General features: G+C 63.7%; 11 protein-coding genes. 5 read left to right on the top strand and 6 right to left on the bottom strand.

Features of this window, described 5'->3' with window-relative positions; translation table 11 throughout:
* The first annotated feature begins 5 nt into the window (after positions 1-5).
* A complete protein-coding gene (glmM, locus tag AC2FLX_RS12170) occupies positions 6-1,352 on the top strand; it encodes a phosphoglucosamine mutase (RefSeq protein WP_480748232.1) in 1,347 nt (448 codons plus the stop codon).
* On the opposite strand, the gene AC2FLX_RS12165 is transcribed toward glmM, so the two are convergent.
* Positions 1,344-2,267 carry a DMT family transporter gene (locus AC2FLX_RS12165; protein ID WP_496744682.1) on the bottom strand — a complete coding sequence of 308 codons (924 nt, stop codon included), beginning with the start codon at positions 2,265-2,267 and terminating at the stop codon, positions 1,344-1,346. The genes glmM and AC2FLX_RS12165 overlap by 9 nt on opposite strands.
* Before the next feature lie 122 nt (positions 2,268-2,389).
* Entirely contained in the window at positions 2,390-3,412 is a 1,023-nt protein-coding gene (ilvC, locus tag AC2FLX_RS12160; RefSeq protein ID WP_480748234.1) for a ketol-acid reductoisomerase, read from the bottom strand.
* 131 nt (positions 3,413-3,543) lie between these two features.
* On the opposite strand from ilvC, the gene AC2FLX_RS12155 reads away from it, so the two are divergent.
* Both AC2FLX_RS12155 and AC2FLX_RS12150 read left to right on the top strand, forming a co-directional pair.
* The gene (locus tag AC2FLX_RS12155) at positions 3,544-3,999 is read left to right on the top strand and encodes an Lrp/AsnC family transcriptional regulator (RefSeq protein ID WP_480748235.1); all 456 of its coding nucleotides are present in this window, start codon (positions 3,544-3,546) and stop codon (positions 3,997-3,999) included.
* On the top strand, positions 3,996-4,454 hold the full coding sequence (locus AC2FLX_RS12150; protein ID WP_480748236.1) for an Lrp/AsnC family transcriptional regulator: 459 nt from the start codon (positions 3,996-3,998) through the stop codon (positions 4,452-4,454). Before AC2FLX_RS12155 ends, AC2FLX_RS12150 begins: the two co-directional genes overlap by 4 nt.
* Before the next feature lie 6 nt (positions 4,455-4,460).
* Here AC2FLX_RS12150 and hutC read toward each other — a convergent pair whose 3' ends face one another.
* On the bottom strand, positions 4,461-5,162 hold the full coding sequence (gene hutC / locus AC2FLX_RS12145; RefSeq protein ID WP_496809736.1) for a histidine utilization transcriptional repressor HutC: 702 nt from the start codon (positions 5,160-5,162) through the stop codon (positions 4,461-4,463).
* A 266-nt stretch (positions 5,163-5,428) separates the two neighbouring features.
* On the opposite strand from hutC, the gene AC2FLX_RS12140 reads away from it, so the two are divergent.
* Positions 5,429-6,556, top strand: coding sequence for an aminotransferase class V-fold PLP-dependent enzyme (locus AC2FLX_RS12140; protein WP_480748238.1), 1,128 nt, complete (start codon positions 5,429-5,431; stop codon positions 6,554-6,556).
* A 30-nt stretch (positions 6,557-6,586) separates the two neighbouring features.
* Here AC2FLX_RS12140 and AC2FLX_RS12135 read toward each other — a convergent pair whose 3' ends face one another.
* Positions 6,587-7,783 (bottom strand): UbiH/UbiF family hydroxylase, encoded by a 1,197-nt coding sequence (locus AC2FLX_RS12135; RefSeq protein WP_496809735.1) that lies wholly within the window; start codon positions 7,781-7,783, stop codon positions 6,587-6,589.
* A 79-nt stretch (positions 7,784-7,862) separates the two neighbouring features.
* The gene (locus AC2FLX_RS12130; RefSeq protein ID WP_496809734.1) at positions 7,863-8,507 is read right to left on the bottom strand and encodes a pyrimidine 5'-nucleotidase; all 645 of its coding nucleotides are present in this window, start codon (positions 8,505-8,507) and stop codon (positions 7,863-7,865) included.
* 95 nt (positions 8,508-8,602) lie between these two features.
* Here AC2FLX_RS12130 and AC2FLX_RS12125 point away from each other — a divergent pair, with 95 nt between their 5' ends.
* Positions 8,603-9,253: a GntR family transcriptional regulator gene (locus AC2FLX_RS12125; protein ID WP_496809733.1), complete on the top strand. Its 651-nt coding sequence runs from the start codon at positions 8,603-8,605 to the stop codon at positions 9,251-9,253.
* A gap of 3 nt (positions 9,254-9,256) precedes the next feature.
* Here the strand turns inward: AC2FLX_RS12125 and AC2FLX_RS12120 are convergent, their stop codons facing one another.
* Positions 9,257-11,143 carry a glycosyltransferase gene (locus tag AC2FLX_RS12120; RefSeq protein ID WP_496809732.1) on the bottom strand — a complete coding sequence of 629 codons (1,887 nt, stop codon included), beginning with the start codon at positions 11,141-11,143 and terminating at the stop codon, positions 9,257-9,259.
* Positions 11,144-11,214: the final 71 nt, after the last annotated feature.

Raw genomic sequence — 11,214 nt, 5'->3', positions numbered from 1 at the left:
ACATGATGCGCAAGTTGTTCGGCACCGACGGGGTGCGGGGAACTGCCAATACCTATCCGATGACGGCGGAACTGGCCTTACGCATGGGCGCGGCGGTGGGGCGGTATTTCCGTCGCGACGCCTCGGGCGTGCACCGGGTCGTGATTGGCAAGGATACCCGCCTGTCGGGTTACATGTTCGAAAACGCGCTGACCGCGGGGCTGACCTCGACCGGCATGAACGTGCTGCTGCTGGGGCCGGTGCCGACACCCGCCGTCGGGCTGATGACCCGCTCGATGCGGGCCGATCTGGGCGTGATGATCTCGGCCAGCCACAACCCGGCCCAGGACAACGGGATCAAGTTTTTCGGCCCCGATGGCTTCAAGCTTTCCGATCAGGCTGAAATCGAAATCGAACGGCTGATCGAAGAAGGTGTGAGGCCGGCGCAGGCGCACAACATCGGCCGCGCGCGCCGGGTCGATGACGCCCGGTTCCGCTATGGCGAGCGGGTGAAATCCTCGCTGCCGCGGGATCTGCGGCTCGATGGCCTGAAAGTGGTGATCGACTGCGCCAACGGCGCGGCTCACCGCACCGCGCCCGAAGTGTTGTGGGAACTTGGGGCCGATGTCATCCCGGTGGGGGTTGCGCCCGACGGCAAGAACATCAACCTGGGCTGCGGCTCCACCCAGCCTCGCGTCGCCGCCGAAACGGTGGTCGCACATGGTGCCGACGTCGGCATTTGTCTTGATGGCGATGCCGACCGTGTTGTCGTCATTGACGAAACTGGCGCGGTGGCCGATGGCGATCAGCTGATGGCGCTGCTCGCCACACGCTGGGCCGCCGAGGGCCAACTCAGCGGCGGCGCGCTTGTGGCGACCGTCATGTCCAACCTTGGCCTCGAACGCCACCTTGGCAGTCAGGGCTTGCGGCTGGAGCGCACCGCCGTGGGCGACCGCTATGTGGTCGAGCGGATGCGCGAAGGCGGCTTCAACCTGGGCGGCGAGCAATCTGGCCATATCGTCATGAGCGATTATGCCACCACCGGCGACGGGTTGATGGCGGGGCTGCATTTCCTGGCCGAAATGGTGGCGTCGGGCCGTCGCGCCTCGGAACTGGCACGTCAGTTCACACCGGTGCCGCAGCTTCTGAAAAACGTGCGCTTTGACGCGGGCCAGACTCCCCTTGACCTGCCCGAAGTGCAGCGTGCAATTGCCGATGCCGAAGGGGCGCTGAACGGCAAGGGGCGCCTCTTGATCCGTAAATCCGGCACCGAACCGCTGATCCGCGTGATGGCGGAATGCGAAGACGAGGGCCTGCTGGAGCAAACGGTGGATTCGGTGGTGAACGCGGTTTCGGGGGCGGTCTCAGCCTGACCGCCCGAACAGCCGCCTCAGCGCGCCATACTGGCTGAGGCCGACCCCCGACAGGATCAGCAACAGTGCCCAAATCAGGGTCGGGGGCATTGGCTCCCCCAGAAATACGGCCCCCAGAACAACAGCCCAGACCGGCACCTGATAGTTCGTCAGGCTCATGAAAACCGGCCCGGCGGTGCGCACCACAGTCACCCGCAGGATATTGGCCGCCGCCGTCGGCACCAAACCCAGAAACGCCGCCAGCCACAGCGTGCGCTGATCCGGCAGCACGGGTGGCCCGTCCACCGCCCAGGCCATCGGCACGATCGCCACCGCGCCAATCAGCAACAGAACCGTGGACAGGCCGATCGGATCGACCGGCGGCAACCGCCGCAGCAGGATCGAGGCCACCGCATAACAGGCCGCAGCCGTCAGGCAGGCCAGCCGCCCCGGCAACTCGCGCACATCGCCCGAGCTTTCGAACGCCTGCGACCCGATCAACAGCGCCACCCCGGCAAAACCGATAACAAAGCCCAAGCTGCGCCGCAGGGTCATCCGTTCGCCGGGGACAAAGAAATGCGCCAGCGGGACCACCATCAGCGCGATCGAGGCCATCGAAACCCCGGTAAAGCCCGAGGTGACATATTGCTGCCCCCACGAGATCAATGAAAACGGAATGGCCGAATTGAGCAGGGCGATGCCAATCAGGGAAATCAGGCCCTCCCTGCCCAGCGGTTCGCGGAACAGCCTGCCGCCCAGGGCCTGCCAGACCGCAAGGCTCAGCACCGCGCCAAAACCGATGCGAAAGGCCGCCAGCCAGAATGGCGTCATCTGTTCCAGGACCAGCTCGATGATCAGGAACGTCCCGCCCCAGACAAAACCCAGCGTGGCGACCATCAACCAGCTTTTCGTCGTGATCTCAGGTCGTTGGTCCATAGGCCCCTCAATACTCGAGCGAAACCAGACAGGCGCCGCAATCCCATGTCAACGGATTTCATCTCGCCCGGAAACAAAAAAGGGCGCCGCTGGGCGCCCTTTGTCTTGCGTTGGAACCGTGATCAGTTCTTCGACTTGTCGACCATCTTGCCGGCCGAGATCCACGGCATCATGCCGCGCAGCTTTTCGCCGACCTGTTCGATCTGATGCTCGTCATTGGCCCGGCGCGATGCCTTGATCGTCGGCTGGCCAACCGCATTCTCCAGCATGAAATCGCGGACGAACTTGCCCTGCTGGATGTCGTTCAGAACTTCTTTCATGGCCTTCTTGGTCTGCTCATAGGGCAGGATGCGCGGGCCGGTGACATACTGGCCGTATTCGGCGGTGTTCGAGATCGAGTAATCCATGTTGGCAATGCCGCCTTCATAGATCAGGTCGACGATCAGCTTCACTTCGTGCAGACATTCGAAATAGGCCATCTCGGGGGCATAGCCCGCCTCGACCAGCGTCTCGAAACCGCAGCGGATCAGTTCGACCAGACCACCGCACAGAACCGCCTGTTCGCCGAACAGGTCGGTTTCGCATTCCTCGCGGAAGTTTGTCTCGATGATGCCCGAGCGGCCGCCGCCGATGGCGGAGCAATAGGACAGGCCGGTTTCCAGCGCCTTGCCGGTGGCGTCGGTGTGAACCGCAACCAGACAGGGCACGCCGCCGCCCTTGACATATTCGCCGCGCACGGTGTGGCCGGGGCCCTTGGGCGCCATCATGATGACGTCCACGCCCTCTTTCGGCTCGATCAGGCCGAAATGCACGTTCAGGCCGTGGGCAAACGCGATGGCGGCACCCGGACGGATGTTGTCATGCACGTATTTCTTGTAGGTCTCGGCCTGCAGTTCGTCGGGCATGGTGAACATGATGACGTCGCACCAGGCCGCCGCTTCGGCGATGCCCATCACCTGCAGACCTTCGGCTTCGGCCTTCTTGGCGGATGCCGAGCCTTCGCGCAGCGCGACGACCAGGTTCTTGGCGCCCGAGTCGCGCAGGTTCAGCGCATGGGCGTGGCCCTGGCTGCCATAGCCCAGGATGGCCACTTTCTTGTCCTTGATCAGGTTGATGTCGCAATCGCGATCGTAATAGACGCGCATGATGCCGGTCCTTTCTGTTTCGATTGCTGCGCTTTTACCGCCAGTTTCGGGTATTGGCGAGAGCGCTGGGATTGAGTAATTGTGAAAAAGGCGAAGAACTATTCGTCAAAACACGAGATTGCGAAAGATACATGCTTGACGATATCGACCGCCGGATTCTGCGCCATTATCAGGCCGATCCAAGCCTCTCGACCGCCGAACTGGCCGAGCGCAGCCGCATCACTTCGGGCGTGTGCTGGCGGCGGATCGAAAAGATGCAGGCGGCGGGGATCATCGAGGGGCAGGAGGCGGTGATCGACTGGCGGGCGCTGGGCTATGCGGTCGAGGTCAGCTTGCGCGTCACGCTCGACAAGACCCAGCCACGCGCCTTTGACGAGTTCATCGCAGCGGCGCGGCAGGTACCCGAGGCGATCGAGATCCAGACCTTTCTGGGCCGGGTCGATGTGCGCCTGTCAGTGATCGCCCGCGACATGCCCCATTATCAGCAACTCTATCGCGACCGCATCCTGACCCTGCCGCATATCGCCGATATCGAGGCGCTGATGCATATCGCTCGGGTAAAGCGTGACGAGGTGCTGCCGGTATGATCGAGCTGGACGAAATCGACCGCAAGCTGCTGCGGGCGCTGGCCCAGGACGCCACCCAAAGTGCTGGCGCGCTGGGCCGCCGCCTTGGCCTGTCGCAACCCGCCACATGGCGGCGGATCAGGCGGCTGGAAGAGGCGGGGGTGATCAAGGGCCGCCGTCTGCGCCTGAACGCCGAGGCGCTGGGATTCGGCGTGACGGTGTTTCTGGGTGTCAAACTGGCGCGCAAGGGGCAGGTCAGCCTGGAAGATTTCGAACGCGCCGTCAGCGCCATCCCCGAAGTGCAGACCGTGGAGCATGTGCTGGGGCTCTACGACTATCGCCTGCGCGTCGTGGCGCGGGACCTGTCGGATTTCGAACGCGTCCTGCGGCGGCGGATCATGACGCTGCCCGGCGCCGGCGATGTCGAGGCCAACGTCCTGCTGAGCGAGGAGCGGCTGCCCGGACCGATCGGATAGATGGCCTCAATACTGGCTGCTGATCCTGAACCCGGGATGATGGGTCATCCGGGCAAAGGTCACCGGCGTGCCGTTCAGCCAGGTCATGCGCTCGGTCTGCAGCACCGGTGCGCCGGGCGTGGTGCCCATGAATTCGGCAAGGTGCCCGTCGGTTCCGATGGCGGAAAAGGTGACAGTCGCCTCGGCAAACGGGGCGGCGTTCAGCAACCACTCATGCGGGCCGGAGCGGCTGAAATCGGCCTGTTCCACATCGGGCACCGCCGCGATGTTGATCCAGCGTTCTTCCAGTTGAAACGGGCGGTTGTCGGCGTAATGCATGCACAACAGGTGCAGCACCGGGGCATCATTGGGCAAGCCCAGTTGCGAGGCCAGCCAGGCGGGGCTGGTCAGCACTTTCCTCTCCACCAGCGCATATCGGTATTGGGAATTTCGATCTTCGACCGTCTGGCGGGCCAGCGCGATTTCCAGCCGGGCCTGTTTCGCGGGTGATCGCTTGACCCTTGTGCCGCTTTTTCGCTTGCGCTCGACAAACCCCAGTTCGGCCAGTTCCCGCAATGCGCGGTTGACGGTTGCCCGGGCGCAGCCGAACTCTTCGGCCAGTTCCGCTTCCGTCGGCAGGATCGCCCCCTGCGGCCAAATGCGATATTCAATCCTGCGTTTAACTTCATCTCTAATAAGTTGAAAACTAATGCGTTTTTGCGCCGTCACTGGTAACTCCGTACATTCATGTTCTGGCTGCATACATCTGTTCAGAAACACGTCTAAGTGTAAAGGCATGGTGACACTGTATGGTGCCATTTCTGTAATCTCTCGTTATCAAACGTTAATATTTCTTTGCCATCAGGCGGTTATCAAATTGTGGTGACCGTGAAATCGCCCCAGGTGTCGATAATCGCGGTTTTCTGACGAATTCCTGCTTTACCTGTCGTCAGGCCGAGGTCAGAAAAGGGGGACCGCGTCAGAAAGGACAGAACATGCCCGCGCTGCTTGATACCGTTGACCCCGAAGGTCTCGAAGAATTCTCCGTGGTTTTCACCGACCGCTCCCTGAATCACATGTCCGCGACCTTTCAGCAGGTCATGCGGGACATTTCGGCCATGCTGCGCGACGTCTACAATGCCGATGCCGTCGCGGTGATCCCCGGCGGTGGCACCTATGGGATGGAGGCGGTGGCCCGGCAGTTCGCGCGCGGTGCCAACGTTCTGGTGGTGCGCAACGGCTGGTTCTCCTATCGCTGGAGCCAGATTTTCGAAACCGGTGGCCTCACCGCCAGCACGACGGTGATGAAGGCGCGTCAGACCGGCAACGCCACACCGTCTCCCTTTGCCCCCGCACCGATTGAAGAGGTCGTGGCCACCATCCGCGAGCAAAAGCCGGATATCGTCTTTGCCCCGCATGTGGAAACCGCCGCCGGGGTGATTCTTCCGGATGACTACATCACCGCCATGGCGGCCGCGGCGCACGAGGTCGGCGCGCTGATGGTGCTGGATTGCATCGCCTCGGGCTGCGTCTGGGTCGACATGAAGGCTACCGGCGTCGATGTCCTGATCTCGGCCCCGCAAAAGGGCTGGAGCGCCTCGCCCTGTGCCGGTCTCGTGATGCTGTCGGAACGGGCCGAGACCCGGTTGGCCGAGACCACCTCGGACAGTTTCGCCATCGACCTCAGGAAATGGCGCGACATCATGAAAGCCTACGAGGGCGGCGGGCATGCCTATCACGCCACCATGCCCACGGATGCGCTGCGCGCCTTCCGCGACACCATGGCCGAAACCCGCGAATACGGTTTCGACAGGCTGCGCGATGCGCAATGGGCGCTGGGCAACGGCGTGCGGGCGATGCTGAAGGACAAGGGTATCACGTCCGTGGCCGCCGAAGGCTTTGGCGCGCCGGGCGTGGTGGTCAGCTATACCAGCGATCCCGAGGTGCAGAACGGCAGGAAATTCGCCGCGCTGGGCATGCAGATCGCCGCCGGGGTGCCGCTGCAATGTGATGAACCGCAGGGGTTCAGCACCTTCCGCCTCGGCCTGTTCGGCCTCGACAAGCTTTATGACGTCGATGGCACGATCGGTCGGTTGAAACGGGTTCTGGATCAGGTGCTCTGAACGGCTGGCGGGCTTCGGCCCGCCCGCGCGTCACCGCACGCCAAGCCCCATCTGCATCAGCGTCTTGCGCACCGGGGCCAGCGAGTAAAGCGCGCTCAGCCCCAGCGCCCGCGCATCCCGCAAGGGGCGCGCTTCCATCATCGAGGCGCGGTTCAGCAGGTCGATCCCCCTGACTCTCGCCGCGATCTCGTTGTGCCGCGCCTTGTGATAGGCCTCCAGCATGTCCGCGTCGCCCAATCCCTCGGGCCGCGCCTGCGCCAGATCCAGCAGCGACCGCAGATCGCCCAGCGACATGTTCAGCCCCTGCGCTCCGATGGGCGGCACCACATGCGCGGCTTCGGCCATCAGCGCCACCCGCTCACCCGCCAGCCGCTCCGCCGACTGGCTGATGATGGGCCAGATGGTGCGGCGCGAGGCCAGTTTCAGCGGTCCGAACAATCCGCACGACCGCTCGGTCATCGCCGCCTCGAACGCCTCGGGCTTCATCTGCATCAGGTCCAGCGCTTTTGGTCCCCGTTCCATCCAGACGATCGCCGATGACGGCTGGCTCTGCCAGTCCGGCAGCGGCACCAGCGTGAACGGCCCGCCCGAGCGGTGGATCTCGGTCGAGACATTGTCGTGCGGGATAGTGTGGGTCACCGCAAAGGCCAGCGCCTTCTGACCATAGCGGGTGGTGTGAACGCCAATGCCCGCCGCCTCGCGCATGGGCGAGTTGCGCCCGTCTGCCGCAAGCACCAGCTTGCATGTCACGCGGGCGCCATCGCTCAGGCCGACACGGGCCTCAGCCATCCGGGTGAACAGGCTGGTGGTTGCGGTTCCGGGGCGGAAATCGACATTTGGCAATTCGGTCAACCGGGCCAACATCTCGCGCCTGAGCAGCCAGTTGGGCAGGTTCCACCCGAATGGCTGGTCCGAGATGTCGGCAGCATTGAAATCCCGGACCACGCGGGGTTCGGGCACCTCGCCGCCGGCGTCGACGATGCGCATGATTTGCAGCGGCGCGGCATGCTCGGCCAGTCGCGCCCAAAGCCCGCATTGCTCCAGCAGGCCGCGCGCGGGCTGCAGAAACGCCGTGGTGCGCAGGTCCGACCCTTCGGCGTCGCGCTCTGTCACCGGCAGGGCAGGGTCGACGCAGACCACATCGAATCCGGCGGCACCAAATGCGGCCGCCGCCGTCAGCCCGGCGATGCCGCCACCGGAAATCAGGATGTCACAGCTGGTCTTCATGGCAAAATCTCCGTTCCGGCCGGACCCTAGGCGGTTTCGCAACCCGGTGCCAAGTGACATCCTGTCCCGTGCGCGTGTCTCAGACCAGCCGCGACAGGAACGCGGTCAGATCGGCGGTGTGATGATGGATATGATCTGCCGGATGATGCTCGGGCGCCACATGTACCGTGCGCATCCCCATCTCGTGCGGCGCGGCCAGGTTTCGGGCGTCATCCTCGAACATCGCGGCCTGCGCGGCGTCGATGCCGGCACGGGCGAATATCGCCTCGAACGCCGCCCGCTCGGGCTTGGGCCGGTATCCGGCATGTTCGACGCCATAGATCGCGTCGAACAGCCCGCTCAGCCCGCGCGCCGCCAGCACCCGTTCGGCATAGGGCGCGCTGCCGTTGGTATAGACGATCCGGCGCCCCGGCAGCGACCGGATATGGTTTGCAAGGGCGGTATCCGCCTCCATATGGCTCATGTCGACCTGATGCACCGCAACCAGATAAGGATCGGGGTCCAGGTCATGTTCCGCCATCAGACCGGCCAGCGTGGTGCCGTATTGCCGCCAGTATTGCGACCGCAGCCGGTCTGCCTCGGCCCGGTCCACCCTCAGCGCATCCATGACATATTGCGTCATCAGCACCTCGATCTGGTCGAACAGGCGCATGTGCGGCGGATAAAGGGTGTTGTCCAGATCGAACACCCATTGCGTGACATGAGAGAATGCAGGCTTCACCATGCGTGCCGGTTTAGGCTGGACATGGTCGGATTTCAATCTTGATTGCAGGCACACCCGGCGGATAGACAGGTCCGAACAGGGAGCCAGATGACACCATGAGCCAGAGCCGCCAGTCCAACACCGACGCCTACAGCCTGATCCTCGAAGCGATCGACGTAGGCATCTACAAACCCGGTGACCGTCTGGTCGAAAGCGAACTGGCCGACCGGTTCGGTGTGTCACGCACGCCCATTCGCGAAGCCCTGCAACGGCTGGAAACCCAATCACTGCTGGAACGCGACGGGCGCTCGCTGATCGTGGCCTCGCTGGATCACAATCAGATGGCCGAGCTTTACGTGGTGCGCCGCGAGCTCGAGGGGCTGGCCGCGCGCCTTGCCGCCAAGCATGCCACCGACGAAGAGATCCGGGTGCTGCGCGACATGGTTCAGGAGGATGACGCGCTGGTCAACGACCCTTCGGCGCTGTCACGGGCGAACCGGAGGTTTCACGTACAGATCCACCTGGCCTCGCACAATCGCTATCTGGTGCAGCAACTGGACCTGGTGCATCGCACCATGGCGTTGATGGCCACCACGTCGCTGGCCGCGCAAGGGCGCGGCGAGGTGGCGCAAAGCGAACACAAGGGCATTGTCGAGGCGATTGCCGCGCGCGACGAGGATGCGGCGCAGCTGGCGCTCAAGGAACATATCTCCATCGCCTTCATGACCCGGCTCAAGCAGGACGCCGACAAGCGCGAGCGTCAATAGGTCTCAACCGGGCACGCATTCCTCTCCGGCTTGTCCGTGCTGGGTCTTGTCCCAGAAATAGGGCTTGATCGCCAGTTCCCACAGCGCCTTGTATGCGGCGATGACGCCGAACGGGAAATACAACACCATCGTCGGTACCCACGGCATCAGGAACCGTCGGCGCTCGGATGACACGGCGGTCAGTCCGACAATCAGGGTGACGGCTTCGGCAAAGATGAAGAACCCGATCATGGCGGTGATGATGCCTGCGGGAAACACCCCGGCCAGCGGATGCGGCAGCCCGAACAGCATCAGCCAGAACGACCACAGAACCGGCGCCAGCAGGAACTGACCCACCGTGCCCAGAAAAAACGCCTGAACCCCCAGAAACCGTTTCAACCCGAGCTCGCCCAACAGCTTGCGCGGCGCGCGCATGTGCACAAGATAGGTCACCATGAACCCTTTCAGCCAGCGCGAACGTTGGCGAACCCAAGGCCAGAGGCGGAAATTGGCCTCTTCATAGGTCACCGTGTCGAACACTTCGGTCCGGTATCCGGCGCGGCACAGCCGGACGCCCAGATCGGCATCCTCGGTCACGTTATGCGCGTCCCAGCCGCCCAGCGCCTCCAGTGCCTTGCGGCGAAAAAACAGCGTGGTGCCGCCCAGTGGGATCACCAGCCCAAATCGCGCCATGCCAGGCAGGACAACCCGGAACCAGCTGCAATACTCGATGGTGAAACAACGTGACCGCCAATTGGTGCGCGGATTATAGTAATCCAGTATCCCCTGCAGGCACACCACATCCTCGGGCGCCTGCGCAAAGCGGGCCACCACATGCTCGATCTGGTCCGCGACCGGCGCGTCCTCGGCATCCCAGACCCCCACGATATCGCCTCGGCAGAAATCCAGCGCATAATTCATCGCGCGCGGCTTGGTGGTCAGGCCGTGGCTGTCGGGCACCTCGATCACCCGCATCCACGGCGGCAGCTGTGCCTGTGCCAGTGTGTCCCGGGTGATCCGGTCCTTTTCCTCCAGCACCAGAATGACATCCAGCAGGGCCTTGGGATAGGTCAGCCGGTTCAGGCGCGGGATCAGGTCGCCGACGATTTCACGCTCCTTGTACAGCGGCACCAGAACCGACACGCGCGGCAGCCGGGATTCGGGGCCGGGCCTGTGGCCTGTAGGCTCCGGCGCGTTCACCAGCGCGTGCCCGGCCAATTGCCCCAGAATACCTACCACGCGCAGCGCGGTGAACAGGGCCAGCGTCACAACCGCCGCTACTGTCAAGGCGGCGAATGCGGGCAGCGGCGACGCCACCATGACGGCGACCAGCAAAAGCGCGACCAGGACAGATGGCAATCTCGAAACGGCATCCCAGTTGCGGCAGCTTTGCGCAGGTTCGACGCGCGTTTCCGCCGCCTTGGCCAGACTGTCCGCGAACTGGCGCGCAATGGCGCGGTCGATCTCATCTCTCCAGGCCAGAACCGGGATCGCCGTCACACCCGCCGCCGCCAGCCGGGCGCGTGGCGCGTCAAACAGGTCCGGGCGCGCCGTCGCGACCAGTACCAGCGGACCCAGCCGCATCCACGGAACCAGATTGTATTCCAGCCAGAACTCGGTGGGCATCAGCGCACAAAGCGCAGCAGTGGGGGCGGGCGCATCCAGCGCTGCGACCTGCAGACCATATTGCGTTGACAGCGCCGCCAGAACATCGCGCGTTTCCGCAAAACCCTCGGCAATCAGGATTTCCCCGATGGGGGCGTCCAGCCGTTCCTGAAGCGTCAGGGCATGAACAAGCTGGCTTTCGGTGATTGCGCCGCCTTCGACCAGATACCGGCCCAGCGGCTGCCTTGCCCGCGTCCCGGCGACGGGAAGCGCCTCCGACAATCTTTGCAGGTTCTGTTCACTCATTCCTCAACCCCGATGCAGGCGTCAGGCATCAGGGTTGAAGGAACAAGGTTAATGCGCGGTTAAGCTTGTTT

It is taken from the genome of Ruegeria sp. YKSF57 (assembly GCF_059612585.1).
Note: the sequence above shows the minus strand (reverse complement) of the source record. Positions and strands in the feature narration are given on the sequence as shown.